Origin of the sequence: Aquisalinus flavus, from assembly GCF_014640095.1 — a bacterium.
GTDB classification, from domain to species: domain Bacteria; phylum Pseudomonadota; class Alphaproteobacteria; order Caulobacterales; family Parvularculaceae; genus Aquisalinus; species Aquisalinus flavus.
In genome coordinates, this window is the sequence record NZ_BMGH01000001.1 from 2369632 (window position 1) to 2386404 (window position 16773).

The window sequence follows — 16773 nt, forward strand, 5'->3', positions numbered from 1 at the left end:
GACAGCCCCTTCTTCTGGTTATTGTTATTGCGAGATGACGGGAAGAACCCGTTCATCGAACAGAGACAGCATCACCCGGGCCATGAACCCGGACGAGGCGAAAAACACGACCAGCATGATGGCGAGCTTCGGTACGAAGGTCAGCGTCATCTCCTGAATGGATGTCAGCGCCTGCAACAGGCCGACAATCACGCCGGCGAGCAACGCCGCGATCAGCAGCGGCATCGAGATGATCGCCGCCGCCCACAGGAATTCCCGCAGGATGGAGAGGATTTCAAGCTCGCTCATACGCGTTCCGGCTCCGGTCCTGTGCCGGTGTCAGACCGGCATTCTGAGCAGTTCCTGATACGCTTCCACGACGCGGTTGCGGATCGTCACTGCGGTTTCCAGCGCGACTTCTGCCCGGGCCAGCGCCTCAACCACGGAGTGCGCATCGGCATTGCCGGTCGTCATCGCTTCGGCGGAAGTCTCGGCGTGTTCGAAAACATCGGCAAACTGTTTTGCCGCGTCGGCAAGATTGTCCGTCGCGCTCGACGGCTTGGCGCCGCCGAGATCGGGACCTGAGGCCTGCTTGGAATCGGGCGTCAGCGCCTGGCGGGCGCTGGCATAATTCTTCAAGGCACCAAGAGAAGACGCTTCCATGTCTCAATACCTCCTTGTTCGGGTTACCGTCTCAGCAATGCGATCAGGCTGGAATACATTTCCCGCGCCTGCTGAAACGCGGTCAGGTTGGCCTCATAGGACCGGCCTGCCTCCTTGGCATCGGCCATTTCGATCATCATGTCCACATTCGACTTGGTGACATAGCCATCCTGGTCGGCGAGCGGGTGGAACGGCTCATAGACCTTGTCGCCCGGCGTCTTGTCCGTGCGCACCGGCCCGACGGTCAGGGTCCCTTCGCCCGTCTCGTTGTCATAAACGGTCGCGAAGGAGACGAGCTTGCGCTGATAGTCATTGGTGTCGGCATTCGACAGGTTTTCGGTGACGATGCGCATGCGGAAAGACTGTGTGCTCATGCCGCTTGCCGCAGCACTCATGGATTTTCCGAGTGAGTCCATTTTCTATCCCTCCCTGATTTTTCCGCCTAGACGTTCCGGCCGAGCGCAAGGCGGAAGATGTCGAGCGTCTTCTTGTAGACCGCCAGCGCCATGTCATGCTGGCCCTTGGCCTCTGCCGTTTTCAGCATCTGCTCGTCGAGCGAGACATTGTTGCCGTTCGGGGAAACCACGGCTTTCGTTTCCATCCGAACGATGGGAGCTTCCATGGTGTCGACCGCCCCGAGCTGGCGGGCCTTGCTGAAGTAATCCTCAAAGGGCTGGAGGTCCTGCGCTTTATACCCGGGGGTGTTGGCATTCGCTATATTGTCCGACAGCACCGAATGGCGCTGGGCGGCGTAGCGGGACAGGGCAGAGAAGCTGTCGAGAATTTTCATGGGGCAATTCGCGATTTGTTTACGAAGGTTAACGATTCAGTAAAAAATGCCGCGATATCGTTATCAAATGGTTAATAAATCCTAACACCGGTTAACTTTTCATGCGCGTCACCCGGCTGGAATCAGCCCTGTCCTCCCTGTCGACCGCCGCCGACCAGCCCTTCTGGGGTCATGTCAGCGCGGTAAAGGGCGATGTCGCGAGCATTACCGGCCTGTCCGGCGTCGCCCATCTCGGCGATCGGGTCACCATCGAGAACGGCCATGGCCACCAGATCGGCGGCGAGGTCATTTCCATGGACGAGGCAAGCGCCATAGCGATCCTCTATGACGAGGCAAGCGCCATCCGCGTCGGGGCCAAGGCAAGTTTCGGCCGGCAGGTCGGCCCGAAGCCCTCTCCGTTCTGGACCGGGCATATCCTCAACCCGTTCGGGCTGACAGCGGATGGCAAGAGCCCGCCATCGGGCGCGCTGGAAATGCCGCTGAAGAACCCGCCGCCGCCAGCCCCCCGGCGCAAGGCGCTCGGTGCACGGCTCAATACCGGCCTGTGCGCGCTCGATACCTTCCTGCCCCTGTGCCGGGGCCAGCGCCTCGGCCTGTTCGCGGGGTCAGGCGTCGGCAAGTCGGTCATGCTGTCGGAGCTCGCCCGCCACATGGAGGCCGACATCGTCGTCCTCGCCCTGATCGGCGAACGCGGGCGCGAAGTGCGCGCCTTTGCCGAGGACGCGCTGGGTCCGGAAGGGCTGAAACGTTCCGTCGTGTTTGCCGCCACCTCGTCTGACCCGGCCCCGCTGAAAAAGCGCGCCGCCTATATGGCGATGGCGACGGCGGAGTATTTCCGCGACCAGGGCAAGCATGTACTGCTGCTGTTCGATTCCCTGACCCGCTTTGCCGAATCCCATCGCGAAGTGGCCCTTTCGGCGGGCGAGACGCCCTCCTTGAGGGCGTTTCCGCCATCGACCTTCCGCGCCGTGGCCGGGCTGTGCGAGCGGGCGGGGCCGGGCCTCGACGGATCCGGCGACATCACCGCCGTTTTCTCCGTCCTGGTCGCCGGATCGAACATGGAAGAGCCGGTCGCCGACATGGTCCGCGGGATCCTCGACGGCCATGTCGTGCTCGATCGACAGATCGCGGAAAGGGGCCGGTATCCGGCCATCGATGTTCGCCGATCGGTCTCGCGGTCGCTGCCCCATGCGGCCAGCGCTGCGGAGAATGGGGTGCTGTCGCGCGGGCGGGCGCTTCTGGGCGCCTATGAGGAAGCGGCGCCGATGATCCGCGCCGGATTGTACGCGCCGGGCACCGATCCTCTGCTCGACGAGGCGGTCAAGGTCTGGCCGCAGCTCGACAGGTTCATCGGCGAGAAATCTCCGGGCGAGACCCATGAAAGCTATGAAAGGCTGATGCAGATCCTCGCCATGCAGCCCGAGGCAGTGGACGAAGCCGGCAATAAAGCCTGATCAGATATTGGACAGCAAAAGGTTGGCGATGCCGACGGACCCCAGCCCGCCGCCGCCCTGAAGCACTTGCAGCGCGCTGTAGCCGGGCGTCAGCGCCGATGGACCGGCCTCGACCTGGCGGCGCAGCTGGAACCGGCGGATCATGGTCTCGACATTTTCCGGATCGGCCAGCGCCGATACGGACTTGTCACCAAATAGCTGAAACGACTTGTCGGCGAGGATTTCCGTCTGGCGGTCGAGATCAAGCTGGGAAAATTCCTGGGGCAGGTTGAACGCCGCCTCGACCACTTCGCGCAGCGGCAGCGAGGCGGTGATCTTCAGCCAGCCACCGACCTGTGACAGGTTTTCGTTATTGGCGATCGCGCCGATCTCTCGTTCGAAGTTCAGGGCAAGGCGCATATCGTTGTCGACATTGCCCACCGCCTGTTCGAAGGCGCGGGTGCGGTAATTCTCGACGATACGCTCGATCTGCTTGTCGGTCGGGTCGAACCCGCCATTGCCATAGCCAAAGGCGCGGGCAAATTCCTGGTATTGAGGATTGCCGAGCTTGTTGGCGAAAGCATCATCGCTCAGCGTGCCTTCTTCGAGGATCTTGCGCACCCAGGCGCCCTTGTTGATATCATCGCCAAGGCCAAAGGCCTCGAGCGCGACGGTCAGCAAGCGGCGGTCGGTGACCAGGTCCTCGACCTTGGTCGCGCTGCGGATGTTTTCCTTGAAATAATCGATATTGCGCGCGATCTCGGGCGACTTGGTAAAGCTTTCGAACTGGCGGTCATAGGTCCGCTGAACGAATTTCCAGCCGGTATAACCGTTCAGGGGAATGACCGGCGTGAAGCTCATCAGACAGCCTGTTTCAGCATTGGCTCACCCATCGCCTGGCGCGAATGGGCATAGTTCAGGAGCTCTTCTTCGGCCGGCAGGATCGCCTTCAGATGGCAGATGATCGAATAATAGCGGCGCTCCTGCAGGGATTCAACGGCTTTGCCGAGTCGCTCGGCCGGGTCGCCCATCCGGAATACGCCAAGGAGGTCTTGCAGGGCGCCGGCCAGTTTCTTGCGGCCTTCGGCTTCCTCGATATCGCAGGAGATGAGGAGCTGGGCGATGTAGTAGGCGCGCTTTACAGGGGTGTTGACGTCTTTCGGATGGATGGCATCGCTAACCCGCAACACGTTGGCGTCGTCATTCTCGATGCGGATCTGGGCACGCTTGGCCCCGTTCTGCACGACAACACCGTTGATGATGAACTTCTCGTTCGGTCGCAGGTTCAGTACCAGTCCAGCCATGTTACGCCGCCTCCTCCGCGTCGGGAACGATCCCGGAAAGTCCGCCGATCATTGCCCTATTGATATCGACCAGCACGTCGCGCGATGCCTCGCCGCGCAATACTTTCATCGTGTGCCGGCTGGTAAAGTCCGCAAGCTGAAGGAGCATGCCGCGCAGCTCCTGGGAAAGCTGGTTGTCGCTGTCGACGACATCGACGGCGATGATATTCCACAGGCGGACATTTTCGTGCATCGCCTCGGCGAGATCGGCAAAGCCGCCAATCGTATCCGTGTCCGCTGCAGCGATGCGGGCCGTGATCGACGAGAAGACTTTCAGTTCGATCTGCTTGCCGGAAGCGGTCTCGCGGTTGCTTGTCGCGTAGGCCTTGGCAGCTAGTCCACTATTAAACATTCAAATAACCCTTTACCTGGCCGTCTCATTATTCATCCGGACGCCCTGGGCTGAAGATATCGCCAGCGCGGATAAAAATTGGTTAACTACGGAACAAGGATAGCAGCTGCTGCGGCGAGGCATTGGCGATCGACAGCGCCTGGACGCCCAGCTGCTGCTGGACCTGAAGCGACTGGAGCCGGGCCGAGGCCTCTTCCATATCCGTATCCGTCAGGGCAGAGATGCCGGCTTTCATCGCATCCATTAGCCTGCCAACGAATTCCATCTGGTTGGATATCCGCTTTTCGGCGGAACCGAATTCAGCCGCGACATCCACGGTCGCCTGGATCGCGCGCTCGATGGTGCCGAGGGCGGCGGCGGCGCCTTCAGAGGTCGTCACATTGATACTGGCGGCGTCATAGACGGCCCCCTTGGCGACGTTGTCGTCAGAGGTCACAGTATCGAGGCGCACGGCGATCGTGTCGGTGCCGTCGGTGACGCCCGAGGTGAAGCTCAGCGTATCGCCATCGGCGGTGACGTTCAGGACATCCGTATCGAGGGAGTTCGCGGCAACGTAATCCGCATAGGCAGCGGCGAGGCCCGCGGCGACATCGGCAGCCGTGTCACCATCGCGGGCGACATAGGCGATATTGGCGGCGCCCGTTGCCGTTCCTGCCGTCGTGTAACTGGCCGGAACGAAAGCGGAGGAGTCTGCATCCGTGCCCGTCAGCCCGATAGAATAGGCGACCCCTGCAGTCGGCGTGCCGACGGCAATATCCTGCGATTGCGTGGCGTTGAGTGTCGCGGCGGACCCGCCGGTACCGGCGGCATAGACGCCGGCCGCAGTATCGACGACCTGCGCCGCCATCATGTCCTGGCGGTCGACGCGGATGCTGGATGTGGCAAGCCCGGAGGCGGACCGGTCGAGCGAGGCCAGGATGTTCACCGTGTCACCGCCCTTGAGCAGGTTGACGCCATTGAACTGTGCCGCGTCGATGATCGAGGTGATCTGGTCATTCAGGCGGTCGATATCCGTCTGCAGCTTTTCGCGGTCCTGGCCTTCTTCCTGGGAGGCGATGATCAGGCCCTTCATGTCTTCGAGAAGGCCTTCGATCTGCTCTGCACCGGCGCGGGCGACCGCGACCGTCGATGCGCCGAGATTGAGTGATTCGTTGATCTTGGCGAACCCGCCGACATCGGATTCCATCACCTTGGAGATCGCCCAGATCGCGGCATTGTCCTTGGCGGAGTCGACCTTCTTGCCCGTTGCAATCTGCGACTGGACCTCGCTGAGATTCTTGCTGATCCCCTTCAGCGTATCCAGCGCGACAAGCGCGCTTTTATTGAAGTTGATACTGGACATAGGATTGGCTCCCTCATGGTTAAGTGCCACTTTGAGACACATTTCTTAACGCATTTGGTAAACACAACCTTAAGAAACGCAAAAAAGCCTTAAGGCCCGTCAAGAATTCTTAACGGACCGGAAGGCCTGGCAGGGCTCGCGGCCTGCCTGCGCTCATGTTTTACCCGGCGGAACCGGGCTCAGGGACGGGCTGAAATCGCCCGGCCCTTAAGGGGTCTAGCCGCGGAAGAGCGACAGGATCGTCTGCGAAGAACCATTGGCGATCGACAGCGCCTGCACGCCCAGCTGCTGCTGGACCTGAAGCGACTGGAGACGGGCCGAGGCCTCTTCCATATTGGTATCGGTCAGGGCCGAGATGCCGGCCTTCATGGAGTCCATCAGCTTGCCGACAAACTCGATCTGGTTATCGATGCGCTTTTCGGCAGAGCCGAACTCGGCCGCAGCATTTACCGTTGCCTGGATGGCAGTTTCGATCGTGGCAAGAGCGGCGGTCGCACCGGAAACAGTGGTCACATCAATCGCATCGACATCGGCAAGGGTCCCCCCCGCGACGTTGTTGTCGCTGACGATCGTATCGATATGCACGTCGATCGTGTCGGTCCCGTCCGTGACCGTCGATGTCGCGATGATGTCATCGCCCGATGCGGTGAAGTTCAGCACATTGGTGTCGAGACCGTTGTCCACTGCATACTGGGCATAGGCAGCCGCGAGGGCAGCAGCAATATCAGCCTTCGTATCGGTGCTCTTTGCGACATAGGAAAGCGGTTCTGAGGCAGCGGCGCTGCTGCCACTCTGATAGGTTGCCTCCGTAAACGAGGAATTGTCGATATCGATCCCGTGGAACCCGAGCGAATAGGCAACGCCTGCGACCGGATCGTCGAGCGTCAGTGTGCGCGTCTGCGTCGCATCGAGGTAAAGAACGGTGTCACCAAAGGCGAATGTGCCGCTGGTATCGACATATTGCGTAGCGGTACTGAGGTCCTGGCGATTGACCGAGATATTGGATGTACCGACACCCGTCGAGCTTCTGTCGAGAGAGGACAGCACATTCATCGCAGCCCCGTCTTTCAACAAGTTGACACCATTGAACTGCGCCGCGTTGGTTACCGAGGTAATCTGGTCCTTCAAACGGTCGATATCGGTCTGGATCTTGTCCTGGTCCTGGCCTTCTTCCTGGGAAGAAATGATCAGCCCCTTCATGTCCTCGAGCAGGCCCTCGATCTGTTCGGCACCGGCGCGGGCAACGGCGATGGTCGCGGAACCGAGGTTCAGGGATTCACTGATCTTTGAGAAACCGCCCACATCCGATTCCATGACCTTGGAGATCGCCCAGATTGCGGCGTTGTCCTTGGCTGAACCGACAGATTTCCCCGTCGAGATCTGAGCCTGTATGGTACCGAGATTCTTGTTGATACCCTTCAGGGTATCGAGCGCGACAAGCGCACTTTGGTTGAAGTTGATGCTGGACATGACAGGTCTCCCGTCTGTTTTGATTCTTCTTTTGTCGAAGGATCGGCGGAAGCTGTTCCTCAGCCGGCCGTTACGGTTGATTAACCATAAGCAACGGCGCCGAAAAAAGGCGGACCCGGAAGGTCCGCCTTTCGGTTAGTCCCTAGCCGCGGAAGAGCGACAGGATCGTCTGCGAAGAACCATTGGCGATCGACAGCGCCTGCACGCCCAGCTGCTGCTGGACCTGAAGCGACTGGAGACGGGCCGAGGCCTCTTCCATATTGGTATCGGTCAGGGCCGAGATGCCGGCCTTCATGGAGTCCATCAGCTTGCCAACGAATTCCATCTGGTTGTCGATGCGCTTCTCGGCGGAACCGAATTCGGCGGCGGCATTGACACTTGCCTGGATGGCGGTCTCGATCGTGTCGAGCGCCGCAGCGGCACCTTCGGCCGTTGTGACGTCGATGGCATTGACATCGCTCAGAGCGCCCTTGGCGACGTTATCGTCAGATGTCACCGTGTCGAGACGGACGGCGATCGTGTCCGTACCATCGGTCGACCCGGAGGTGAAGGTCAGGTCGGCGCCGCTGGCGGAGACGTTCAGCACGTCCGTGTCGAGCGCGTTGTCGGCAGCATAGGTCGCATAGGCAGCGGCCAGGCCTGCGGCAACGTCAGAGGCGGTGTCGCCATCTTTTGCGACATAGGCGATATTGGCGGCGCCTGTGGCCGAACCGGCAGTCGTGTAATCGGCCGGGACGAAGGCCGACGAGTCAGCGTCCGTGCCTGTCAGGCCGATCGAATAGGCAACGCCTGCGGTCGGCGAGCCGACGGTCAGCGTACGGGACTGGGTGGCATCGAGTGTTGCCGTGTCCGTACCTGTACCGGCAGCATAGGTGCCGGCTGTGTCGACGGACTGGGCATTGGTGGTGAAGTCCTGACGCGTGATCGAGATCGTCGAGGTGGATACGCCCGTCGATGACCGGTCAAGCGATGACAGGACGGACAGACCTTCGTTGCCGCCTTTGAGCAGGTTGACGCCATTGAACTGGGCAGCGTTGACGATGGAAGTCATCTGCTCGTTCAGGCGGTCGATATCGGTCTGGATCTTGTCCTGGTCCTGGCCTTCTTCCTGGGAAGAAATGATCAGCCCCTTCATGTCCTCGAGAAGGCCTTCGATCTGCTCAGCGCCAGCGCGGGCGACAGCAACAGAGGAAGAGCCGAGATTCAGGGATTCATTGATCTTGGCGAAACCGCCGACGTCGGATTCCATGACCTTGGAGATCGCCCAGATTGCGGCGTTGTCCTTGGCGGAACCAACGGACTTGCCGGTGGAGATTTGCGATTGAATATTACCGAGGCTCTTGTTGATTCCTTTCAGGGTATCGAGAGCGACGAGCGAGCTTTGATTGAAGTTGATACTGGACATGATACAAATTCCTTAATTCAGATAGATTTCGAAAGAACTGGCGGCCCCTTTCGGGGCCGCCACTATTGGATTAGCCGCGGAAGAGCGACAGGATGGTCTGCGAGGAGCCGTTGGCGATCGACAGCGCCTGCACGCCCAGCTGTTGCTGGACCTGAAGCGACTGAAGACGGGCCGAGGCCTCTTCCATGTTGGTATCGGTCAGAGCCGAGATACCGGCTTTCATGGCATCCATCAGCTTGCCAACGAATTCCATCTGGTTGTCGATACGCTTCTCGGCGGAACCGAATTCAGCACCCGCATTGACGGTACCCTGAATGGCGGTTTCGATCGTTGCGAGAGCGGCAGCCGCCCCTTCGGTCGTGGTGACGTCGATTGCGGCAACATTAGTCAGGACACCGGCAGCGACGTTGTCGTCAGACGTTACCGTGTCGAGACGAACGGCGATCGTGTCGGTACCATCGGTAGCACCCGACGTGAAGTCGAGGTCGGCGCCATCGGCGGTGACGTTCAGGACAGACGTGTCGAGCGAGTTGTCTGCGGCGTAAGCTGCAAAGGCAGCAGCAAGGCCGGCAGCAACGTCAGCAGCTGTATCACCGTCGCGGGCGACATAGGCAATGCTGGCAGCACCGGTCGCCGTTCCGGCGGTTGTGTAATCGGCCGGCGTGAAGGCAGAGGCATCAGCGTCCGTACCCGTCAGGCCAATAGAGTAGGCAACACCGGCAGTCGGCGTGCCGACCGTGATGCTGGCAGTCTGGGTTGCGTTCAGCGTTGCAGCCGAGCCACCGGTACCGGCAGCATAGGTGCCGGCGGTATCGACGGATTGCGTGGCTTTCAGGTCCTGGCGGCTGACAGAGATCGTCGAGGTGGCAACGCCGGTGGACGAACGGTCAAGCGAGGACAGAACGGACAGCGTGTCCTGGCCTTTGAGCAGGTTGACGCCGTTGAACTGGGCAGCGTCGATGATCGAGCCGATCTGGTCGTTCAGGCGGTCGATATCCGTCTGGATCTTGTCCTGGTCCTGACCTTCTTCCTGCGAGGAAATGACAAGGCCCTTCATGTCTTGCAGAAGGCCTTCGATCTGTTCGGCACCGGCGCGGGCGACGGCGACCGTGGAAGAGCCGAGGTTCAGGGATTCGCTGATCTTGGAGAACCCGCCGACGTCGGATTCCATGACTTTGGAGATCGCCCAGATGGCGGCGTTATCCTTGGCCGAACCAACGGCTTTACCGGTCGAGATTTGCGACTGGATGGTGCCGAGATTCTTGTTGATCCCCTTAAGGGTGTCGAGGGCGACGAGCGCACTCTGGTTGAAATTGATGCTGGACATAGGTTTGATCCCTCAATGCGCGCGTTTGAAACGCGCTTATTTGCGTATGCCTGCCCAAAGGGGACAGCCATTTCGAACTGACATGAATGTGTGGTCAGTAACCTACGTCTTCCTGACGTTTCCGGGGTACACCGGCACAGCCAATCCGGGCTGTATGATCGGACTTTAGACAATCAAACGATAAATTTTAGTTAATCGGCTAGACTGTTTTCTGACGGGAGATAATCGCCTCGGTTGAAACGATGCTTTTGCCGGTCGGTGAATAGGCGCCGACATTCGACCGCTCGCCGGCGATCTGAACAAGGCGAGCCTGTGCCGCCCTCGATCCATTGTAGGCGGCTTTCAGCAGCACGCCATTGTGCACGGTGAGTTTCTGAAGGACAGAAAGTCCCCGCCTCAGGGTCTCATCGAAGCCATCGGGCCCGGACTGCGCCAGAAAGGTTTCCACCTCCCGCACGAGCGCGGTCTTGCGATCGGCAATCTCTCTCAACCCGGCATAGTCGCCTGACAGGAGCATGATGTTTTCCTGCTCGAGCAGGCCATTCAGGTCAGACAGGGATTGTTTGATGGCAACGACGTCCGGCATGTCAGAGACCCTTGTCAATTTCGGGCGGTGCATCGTTCCGGTCCTGATAAACCGCCAGCCGCTTGTAGATCGTATCCGCCAGGCCGAAACCGCCCTGGTCGGCGAGGCGCTCGGCGAGCTGGTCTATATAAAAAGTCGTGAACGCTTCGGCGCCCTTGCCATCGCCGCTCGTCAGCGAGTCTGCCAGACCGCTATAGACCAGCATCTGGGCAATGAAGCTCTGCTCGAAACGCTTTGCCGCATCGCGTAGACGCGCCTCCTCGTCCGCAGCTGGTTCCGGGGCACGGACGCCGGTGCCCGGTCCTGTCACGGCGGTCGTTGAATGGGCGTTGAGCGATACTGCGTCGGCCATGCGCTGAGAACCGTCTGTTTACCTCTGTTACCAAACCCTAAACAGGCGTTCGTAAAGGATTGGTAAACCATTTGAAGGTTAACAAGGTTCGCAGAGTTTGAAAGGTAGTCGATGCAATTTCTGTCTGACCTGTTGTTCTCTGGGGAAGACCTGCTGCAGGCATCCGCAGCACCCGTCGCGAATGGGCTTGGCCCGCGCGCGGGAGATGGCATCTCGCTCCAACTTCAACAGGAAAGCCGCGCCTTCGCCAGCGCCTTCGATGCCGTTTCCCGGGTAGAAATTTCCGCAGATCCGTTAACCTTTGACGCCCCTGCCCCGCCAGCCCCTGCCACTGAAGCCCCTGCCACTGCCGCCCCTGCCCCTGTGGTGCCTGCCGCTGCCGCGTATTCCCCCAGCCGGTTCGCGCACGACCTGTCCGCCGCCCCTGAAGAGATATCCCCGGTCACGGAGTATGGTGTAGAACCCCGTAAGGCCAATAGCCTGAACGATCAGGGCTATGCGGTTGTCGAGCTGCCCGCTGCCACGGCGCCGGCTCCTGCTGGGAACGAACAGAGGCGCGAGCGAGAGATGACGAACGCGGTGGAGCGGGAACCAGGACAATTGCGCGTGACGAGCGGCCCTGCAAATCAATCCGACTCCGGGCAAGTACCTGCAGCCGCTGACGAGACGGCCGCAGACACGACGCCGCCTGTTCTGGATAGGCAGACCCCTGCAAGACATGAAGCGACGCCGGACGAGATCGCGCCAAAGGCAACGGCCGGGGTCACCGTTGCCACCGAGGGTGCGGCTGCCACCGAGATCACACGAGACACATGGGCCACTGGTGTGACAGGCGCGCCTGACAACCTGCGCCGGAGTGACCGTGCCGATGAGCCGACGCCCTTTGCGTCCGTCGCAGGATGGACAGAAGGCAAGGCGCGCGACATAAACAGCATCCCGGCGCGACCCGCGCCGGCAGGTGGCGCCACGGCGCCCCAGGCAATGGCAGCGCTGCCCGAAACGCCCATGCCCCCGGAAAGCAGCGCCCTCGGCAATACCTCCCGGCCCGGAAATTCCCCTGCACCGAACGTCCCGCCGGCAGCGGGCCCGGCAGCGGAAAGACCGGCACTGTCCGTATTGCAACAGTCTGCGGCTCCCGGAGAGTTGCGCGCAAGCGCCGACGCGGTTGTGCCGCAAGCGGCCAGCACGGCAGCAGCAATAAGCCTGACCGAAACCGCCGGACAGACCTTGGCGGCACGCCAGGCCGGCGAGCAGGTAGCCGTTCCGACACAGACGAATCCGGCCTCTCCTGTTGCCCCACAGGACACAATAACCGAGCAGGTCGCGCCGCACTCGGCCAAGCCGCAATCGCACGCGCCAAAACTGCCAAATATTCCGTTCGCGATCACAGTCGTCACCCGCGCGGCCGTCCCGGCGAACGCAGCTCAGGCGATGCCGGCAGTCCCAGCAGGTCTCGCCATCGAGACGGGTCTCTCCGTACCGGTCGCCAGTGCGGTACTCACGCCGTCGGCCAATGCCGCCGTCGCGACAGCGCCTGTCGACCCCGCGCCGGCACCAGCCGCGCAGACCCTCGACCCGGCTGTGCGCACACCGCCGATCGCAGCTGACGTCCGCACGGCACAGGCGCAGCCGCAAACCATTCAGGGTACGGCGCATCAGCCAGCTCAGGAAGGCATGGTAGCGGCACCGGCGACACAAACACCGGCAGCGCCGGCCGCCGCGCAGGCGACGCCCGGGAATCCTGCGCCTGTCCCGCCGGCCCACCCCGCGGGCGGACCTGCCGCACCGCAGACTGACACGGCTTTCACGGCGATTGACTTTTCCGAAGGACCGATAAAGACCGTACAGCAATCAATTCCCGGCCAGGCGGAAGCACAACAGGCCTTGTTGACGCCCGGGAGCTCAGCATCCGCGACCGCCCCCGCAAGCGGGGTCACACGGATGATCGCTGACCCGGCGATCCAGAGCCAGGCATTACAGCAGCTTGCCACCGCCATCGAAGCATCACACAAGGGATCGGGCAGGATGGAACTGCGTCTGGACCCGCCAGAGCTCGGTCGTGTCAGCATTGATTTCCGGTTTGATGGCGATCACCGGGTCACGGCCATTCTGCATGCGGACCAGCCGGAAACCGCCAGCCTGATGCGCCGCAGCCTCGATATTCTGATGCGGGATCTGGCTTCTGCCGGCTTTACCGATATCAATCTGAGCATGGGCAGCGGCGGGCGCGAGGCCGCACAGCAGCAGGCAGGCCAGCAACAGGCCGAGCGTCCCTCTCATGCAGGCGGGCAATACGCATCGGCCAGAGACAGTGAAACACAGGCGCAGAAAGCGCCGAAGGGATACAGACCGGCATGGTCTGCGGATACGATAGATATCAGGCTCTAGGAAGGAGACTGGCATGGATGTTACAGGCATCACCTCGACTTCGGCGCAGACAAGCGCCGGGGCTGCAAATCAGAGTTCCAATCCGATCTCCGAGGATTTCGACACGTTCCTGACGCTGCTGACGGCGCAGATCCGCAACCAGGATCCGCTGGCACCTCTGGATTCGACGCAATTCGTCGAACAGCTGGCGACATTCTCCTCTCTCGAGCAGCAGGTGCGGACGAATGATCATCTCGAGAGTATCTCGCTGATGATCGCCGAGCTCTTCACCAGTACCGCCGGTGACTGGGTCGGCCAGGATGCCGCCGTGACCACATCCTGGCTGCCCTATCAGGGCGGCGCGGTCAGCTTCACCGCCGATATACCGGCCGAGGCCGATCAGGCGCTGATGGTGCTGCGCGATACAGCCGGCGAAGTGGTCGACACCCAGTCCCTCGACCCGGCGCAATCGCCGTGGAGCTGGGACGGCAAGACATCAAAGAACGCCGACGCCGAGCATGGTCTGTATCAGATGGTGATCGAACTCTATCAGGGCGGTCAGCCGCTCGGCATGATGGAGCCGAAGATCATCTCAAAGGTGACGCAAGCCTCGATAGAAAATGGCGAGATCATGCTGGGGTTCGAGAACAACATGACCCAGAGCGCCACCAAGGTAACCCGCGTCGCGGGGGAATGATCGCCCGGCAGGACGCGGTACTGCCCGTCCTGACCTGCCTGTGCCCAGTAGGATCTTTGTCCTGGTCCAGCCTTGTTACTGATCCTGTCTGGCAAGATCCAGAATGAGGACGTCGCGGACACCTTTTGCCTGCACCGTCTGCACGGCAGTCAGCAGCCGCATGCGAATTTCGGCATAGTTGGACGGATCCGTCATCCGTCGGGCAAACCGGCCCTCGTTTGACAGCGCGATAAGCTCCGTCATGATGACGTCGCGCAGCTTCGGGTCCATCGCATAAAGGCTCTCGCCCAGGTTCGGATCGATCTCCAGATTGAGGTCGAGAATGACCAGGGACTGGACATTGCTATCGCTGACGACCGGCACGATGAACTGGCGGGAGAATTTGTAATAGGCCGTCGAGCCGGTATTCGCCGGATTGCCGCCATGCGCATCTTTCTTTGACGATTTCTCTTGCGCCCCGGCGTTTTCCGCGCCCGCCGGTCCCGCATTTTCCCCCGGCGCTGCGGCTGTTGCAGCCGGCGCGGCATTGCCGAAGAAGCGCTTGTCACCGGGCTTCAGCGCATCGGCGGCGATCGCCCCGCCGATCACGAAAATGACCATGATGAAGCCGCCAACGAGATTCTTGATCATGGATACCCCTCCTAGAACGGAATGACCTTGTTCAGGATTCTCGATCCATTGCTGCGCGAGACTGCATCGTTGAGCTGGCCGACACCGCCATAGGCGATCCGGGCTTCGGCGATCTTGTCATAGGTGATGGTATTGAGCCTGGTGATGTCTTCCGGTCTGATCAGGCCTGTCACCTGCAGCTGGCGCGTCTCGTGATTGACCCGGATCTCCTGCGTGCCGACGACATAGAGATAGTCATTCGGCAGGACCTGGATGACCTGGGCGGCAAGGCGCAGGGTGAGTTTTTCCTGCCGGCTGATCGCCCCGTTGCCAGAGGCAGTCCGCTCACGGCTGAGATCGACCCCGGGGCTGAGTGTCGCGCCGCCCGGCAGCACGCCGTTCGCCCATTCCGGGAAGCCAAAAAGGGCGTCTACGGAGAAATTTTCTTCATTGGCGCGGCCTGCACTCATCGAATTCTGGAATTCCGCTTCCTCGTCGAGTTCGATCACCACGGTGACGATGTCGCCAAGTTTGGACGCGCGCCGGTCCCCGAACAGGGAAGTCGGGCCGCTGCTCCACAGGGAGGTCGCCGAGGCACCATCCCTTGGCGGCTCGGCATAGGATGCCGGCAATGGCGAATAGGACGAGCCCGGTGCCGTCAGTGGCGCCTGCGCCGGATAATAGGCCGGCGAGCCGGACGCGCAGGCCGCGGCAGCGAGCGAAAGAACGGCAAGGCCAAGGAGGTTTCTTTTCATCATGGTACTGTCACTCGGTCAGGCCCTGTCACGAGAGCCCGGACCGTCTTGCGGGATTCAAGGTTCATCACGTCGACCAGCTCGCCGGTCGATCCGGCACCGAGCGCCCTACCCGCCGTGACGATGGTCAGTGTGCCGAACTGATAGGTCATGGTGACCATGGCGTTGCGCTGGACGAGGATCGGCTCCTGCAGGTGCATGTGCGTGATCTCGCTGCCGGCATAGACAGTCCGTTTCAGCTGCTTGCCGATATAGGCGTCGCGGACGGTATAGGGGTCCTCGTTCGCCGCCGGATAGATATCGATATCGGCATTGGTCAGGATACGTCCGCGCTCCAGCGTCGTGACCGCCATGACATCGGCGGCGGCGGCTGGCGCGAGAGCGGCGGCAAACGTCACGATGATGGCGGTCAGCTTTATCATCAGCGCACCCGTGTCGCGGCGGCCAGCATCTCGTCGGCGGCGGAGATGACTTTCGAATTCAGTTCGTAACCGCGCTGCGCTTCGATCAGCTCCGAAATCTCGGCTACGACATCGACGCCTGATTCTTCCAGATATCCCTGGCGCATGACGCCGATGCCCTGGGTGCCGGCGGCGGCGGTGATCGGCGCGCCGGAGGCGGCCGTCTCGCGATAGAGGTTTGACCCCATCGCCTCGAGACCCTTTTCGTTGGCAAAGACCGTCATCGTGATCTGGCCGATCTGCTGGCCGGCAGGGGCGTCATCGAAAAACGCTGTCACCGTGCCGTCGGCGCTGATCGTGATTTCCCGCGCGTCGTTGGGAATGACGATATTGTCAGCCAGCGGATAACCATCGGCGGTCACGACAAGACCGTCGGCCGACCGGTTGAACTTTCCATCGCGGGTAAAGCCGCTTTCGCCGCTGGGCAGCTCGACCTCGAAAAAGCCCCGCCCTTCGATGGCGAGGTCGAGGTCGCCACCGGTGTTTTCCAGGACGCCCTGGACCATTTCCATGGAGACGACGGACGGGCGCACACCCATGCCGAGCTGGATCCCCGCAGGCACGGTCGTACCGGTTTCCGACGAGACGGCACCCGGCGGCAGCAATTGCTGGTAATGCAGATCCGCGAATTGCGCCGAGCGCGGCGCATAGGCCGTCGTGCTCATATTCGCGATATTGTTGGAAATGACCTCGACGCGCATTTGCTGCGCAGCCATTCCGGTTGCGGCAATCTTCAGTGAGTTCATGAAGGCCTCCTGCCTCTACTGCCGGTACGTCCTGTACCCTTAATCTACTGCCGGACCTGATGGTCCGTATGCCCTTTGACCGCAGACGCTATCCTC

General features: G+C 61.2%; 20 protein-coding genes. 3 read left to right on the forward strand and 17 right to left on the reverse strand.

The annotated features are described in order from the left end of the window. Positions 1 to 24 precede the first annotated feature (24 nt). The 4 genes from IEV88_RS10735 to IEV88_RS10750 are packed head-to-tail and all read right to left on the reverse strand — an operon-like array spanning position 25 to position 1432. The gene (locus tag IEV88_RS10735; RefSeq protein WP_188158448.1) at positions 25 to 288 is read right to left on the reverse strand and encodes a flagellar biosynthetic protein FliQ; all 264 of its coding nucleotides are present in this window, start codon (positions 286 to 288) and stop codon (positions 25 to 27) included. Positions 289 to 318: 30 nt separating this feature from the next. Beyond that, positions 319 to 642 carry a flagellar hook-basal body complex protein FliE gene (gene fliE, locus IEV88_RS10740; RefSeq protein WP_188158447.1) on the reverse strand — a complete coding sequence of 108 codons (324 nt, stop codon included), beginning with the start codon at positions 640 to 642 and terminating at the stop codon, positions 319 to 321. A 23-nt stretch (positions 643 to 665) separates the two neighbouring features. Further along, positions 666 to 1058, reverse strand: a complete 393-nt coding sequence (gene flgC / locus IEV88_RS10745) for a flagellar basal body rod protein FlgC (protein ID WP_188158446.1) — start codon at positions 1056 to 1058, stop codon at positions 666 to 668. Between the two features lie 26 nt (positions 1059 to 1084). Beyond that, positions 1085 to 1432 (reverse strand): flagellar basal body protein, encoded by a 348-nt coding sequence (locus tag IEV88_RS10750; RefSeq protein WP_188158445.1) that lies wholly within the window; start codon positions 1430 to 1432, stop codon positions 1085 to 1087. 101 nt (positions 1433 to 1533) lie between these two features. Here IEV88_RS10750 and IEV88_RS10755 point away from each other — a divergent pair, with 101 nt between their 5' ends. Further along, entirely contained in the window at positions 1534 to 2886 is a 1353-nt protein-coding gene (locus tag IEV88_RS10755) for a FliI/YscN family ATPase (protein ID WP_188158444.1), read from the forward strand. Here IEV88_RS10755 and IEV88_RS10760 read toward each other — a convergent pair whose 3' ends face one another. The 9 genes from IEV88_RS10760 to IEV88_RS10800 all read right to left on the reverse strand — a co-directional run bounded on the left by IEV88_RS10760 (position 2887) and on the right by IEV88_RS10800 (position 11042). Beyond that, positions 2887 to 3726 (reverse strand): DUF1217 domain-containing protein, encoded by an 840-nt coding sequence (locus IEV88_RS10760; RefSeq protein WP_188158443.1) that lies wholly within the window; start codon positions 3724 to 3726, stop codon positions 2887 to 2889. It lies immediately after the preceding gene. Next, positions 3726 to 4169, reverse strand: coding sequence for a flagellar biosynthesis repressor FlbT (locus IEV88_RS10765; protein WP_188158442.1), 444 nt, complete (start codon positions 4167 to 4169; stop codon positions 3726 to 3728). The genes IEV88_RS10760 and IEV88_RS10765 overlap by 1 nt, the downstream gene beginning before the upstream one ends. A 1-nt stretch (position 4170) precedes the next feature. After that, entirely contained in the window at positions 4171 to 4560 is a 390-nt protein-coding gene (flaF, locus tag IEV88_RS10770) for a flagellar biosynthesis regulator FlaF (protein ID WP_188158441.1), read from the reverse strand. An 82-nt stretch (positions 4561 to 4642) separates the two neighbouring features. Next, positions 4643 to 5902: a flagellin N-terminal helical domain-containing protein gene (locus tag IEV88_RS10775; protein WP_188158440.1), complete on the reverse strand. Its 1260-nt coding sequence runs from the start codon at positions 5900 to 5902 to the stop codon at positions 4643 to 4645. Between the two features lie 216 nt (positions 5903 to 6118). Continuing rightward, on the reverse strand, positions 6119 to 7372 hold the full coding sequence (locus IEV88_RS10780; RefSeq protein ID WP_188158439.1) for a flagellin N-terminal helical domain-containing protein: 1254 nt from the start codon (positions 7370 to 7372) through the stop codon (positions 6119 to 6121). A 142-nt stretch (positions 7373 to 7514) separates the two neighbouring features. Further along, positions 7515 to 8777: a flagellin N-terminal helical domain-containing protein gene (locus IEV88_RS10785; protein WP_188158438.1), complete on the reverse strand. Its 1263-nt coding sequence runs from the start codon at positions 8775 to 8777 to the stop codon at positions 7515 to 7517. 70 nt (positions 8778 to 8847) lie between these two features. After that, positions 8848 to 10104: a flagellin N-terminal helical domain-containing protein gene (locus tag IEV88_RS10790; RefSeq protein WP_188158437.1), complete on the reverse strand. Its 1257-nt coding sequence runs from the start codon at positions 10102 to 10104 to the stop codon at positions 8848 to 8850. 199 nt (positions 10105 to 10303) lie between these two features. Beyond that, positions 10304 to 10690 (reverse strand): hypothetical protein, encoded by a 387-nt coding sequence (locus IEV88_RS10795; RefSeq protein WP_188158436.1) that lies wholly within the window; start codon positions 10688 to 10690, stop codon positions 10304 to 10306. A 1-nt stretch (position 10691) separates the two neighbouring features. Continuing rightward, positions 10692 to 11042: a rod-binding protein gene (locus IEV88_RS10800; protein ID WP_188158435.1), complete on the reverse strand. Its 351-nt coding sequence runs from the start codon at positions 11040 to 11042 to the stop codon at positions 10692 to 10694. A 111-nt stretch (positions 11043 to 11153) separates the two neighbouring features. Between IEV88_RS10800 and IEV88_RS10805 the strand changes: the two genes are divergently transcribed. Continuing rightward, entirely contained in the window at positions 11154 to 13430 is a 2277-nt protein-coding gene (locus IEV88_RS10805; protein ID WP_188158434.1) for a flagellar hook-length control protein FliK, read from the forward strand. 13 nt (positions 13431 to 13443) lie between these two features. After that, entirely contained in the window at positions 13444 to 14106 is a 663-nt protein-coding gene (locus IEV88_RS10810; RefSeq protein ID WP_188158433.1) for a flagellar hook assembly protein FlgD, read from the forward strand. A 75-nt stretch (positions 14107 to 14181) separates the two neighbouring features. On the opposite strand, the gene IEV88_RS10815 is transcribed toward IEV88_RS10810, so the two are convergent. Genes IEV88_RS10815 through flgG form a run of 4 tightly spaced genes read right to left on the reverse strand, consistent with a single transcriptional unit; the run spans position 14182 to position 16677 of the window. Next, the gene (locus IEV88_RS10815; RefSeq protein WP_188158432.1) at positions 14182 to 14736 is read right to left on the reverse strand and encodes a hypothetical protein; all 555 of its coding nucleotides are present in this window, start codon (positions 14734 to 14736) and stop codon (positions 14182 to 14184) included. 11 nt (positions 14737 to 14747) lie between these two features. Then, complete coding sequence (locus IEV88_RS10820; RefSeq protein WP_229731456.1) at positions 14748 to 15473, reverse strand: flagellar basal body L-ring protein FlgH; 726 nt, start codon at positions 15471 to 15473, stop codon at positions 14748 to 14750. Then, positions 15470 to 15892 carry a flagellar basal body P-ring formation chaperone FlgA gene (flgA, locus tag IEV88_RS10825; protein ID WP_188158431.1) on the reverse strand — a complete coding sequence of 141 codons (423 nt, stop codon included), beginning with the start codon at positions 15890 to 15892 and terminating at the stop codon, positions 15470 to 15472. Before flgA ends, IEV88_RS10820 begins: the two co-directional genes overlap by 4 nt. Then, the gene (flgG, locus tag IEV88_RS10830) at positions 15892 to 16677 is read right to left on the reverse strand and encodes a flagellar basal-body rod protein FlgG (RefSeq protein ID WP_188158430.1); all 786 of its coding nucleotides are present in this window, start codon (positions 16675 to 16677) and stop codon (positions 15892 to 15894) included. The genes flgA and flgG overlap by 1 nt, the downstream gene beginning before the upstream one ends. Positions 16678 to 16773: the final 96 nt, after the last annotated feature.

Coding starts and splice junctions, on each gene's coding strand:
- IEV88_RS10735 (WP_188158448.1), bottom strand. CDS start 288: ATGAGCGAGCTTGAAATCCTCTCCATCCTGCGGGAATTCCTGTGGGCG.
- fliE (WP_188158447.1), bottom strand. CDS start 642: ATGGAAGCGTCTTCTCTTGGTGCCTTGAAGAATTATGCCAGCGCCCGC.
- flgC (WP_188158446.1), bottom strand. CDS start 1,058: ATGGACTCACTCGGAAAATCCATGAGTGCTGCGGCAAGCGGCATGAGC.
- IEV88_RS10750 (WP_188158445.1), bottom strand. CDS start 1,432: ATGAAAATTCTCGACAGCTTCTCTGCCCTGTCCCGCTACGCCGCCCAG.
- IEV88_RS10755 (WP_188158444.1), top strand. CDS start 1,534: ATGCGCGTCACCCGGCTGGAATCAGCCCTGTCCTCCCTGTCGACCGCC.
- IEV88_RS10760 (WP_188158443.1), bottom strand. CDS start 3,726: ATGAGCTTCACGCCGGTCATTCCCCTGAACGGTTATACCGGCTGGAAA.
- IEV88_RS10765 (WP_188158442.1), bottom strand. CDS start 4,169: ATGGCTGGACTGGTACTGAACCTGCGACCGAACGAGAAGTTCATCATC.
- flaF (WP_188158441.1), bottom strand. CDS start 4,560: ATGTTTAATAGTGGACTAGCTGCCAAGGCCTACGCGACAAGCAACCGC.
- IEV88_RS10775 (WP_188158440.1), bottom strand. CDS start 5,902: ATGTCCAGTATCAACTTCAATAAAAGCGCGCTTGTCGCGCTGGATACG.
- IEV88_RS10780 (WP_188158439.1), bottom strand. CDS start 7,372: ATGTCCAGCATCAACTTCAACCAAAGTGCGCTTGTCGCGCTCGATACC.
- IEV88_RS10785 (WP_188158438.1), bottom strand. CDS start 8,777: ATGTCCAGTATCAACTTCAATCAAAGCTCGCTCGTCGCTCTCGATACC.
- IEV88_RS10790 (WP_188158437.1), bottom strand. CDS start 10,104: ATGTCCAGCATCAATTTCAACCAGAGTGCGCTCGTCGCCCTCGACACC.
- IEV88_RS10795 (WP_188158436.1), bottom strand. CDS start 10,690: ATGCCGGACGTCGTTGCCATCAAACAATCCCTGTCTGACCTGAATGGC.
- IEV88_RS10800 (WP_188158435.1), bottom strand. CDS start 11,042: ATGGCCGACGCAGTATCGCTCAACGCCCATTCAACGACCGCCGTGACA.
- IEV88_RS10805 (WP_188158434.1), top strand. CDS start 11,154: ATGCAATTTCTGTCTGACCTGTTGTTCTCTGGGGAAGACCTGCTGCAG.
- IEV88_RS10810 (WP_188158433.1), top strand. CDS start 13,444: ATGGATGTTACAGGCATCACCTCGACTTCGGCGCAGACAAGCGCCGGG.
- IEV88_RS10815 (WP_188158432.1), bottom strand. CDS start 14,736: ATGATCAAGAATCTCGTTGGCGGCTTCATCATGGTCATTTTCGTGATC.
- IEV88_RS10820 (WP_229731456.1), bottom strand. CDS start 15,473: ATGATGAAAAGAAACCTCCTTGGCCTTGCCGTTCTTTCGCTCGCTGCC.
- flgA (WP_188158431.1), bottom strand. CDS start 15,892: ATGATAAAGCTGACCGCCATCATCGTGACGTTTGCCGCCGCTCTCGCG.
- flgG (WP_188158430.1), bottom strand. CDS start 16,677: ATGAACTCACTGAAGATTGCCGCAACCGGAATGGCTGCGCAGCAAATG.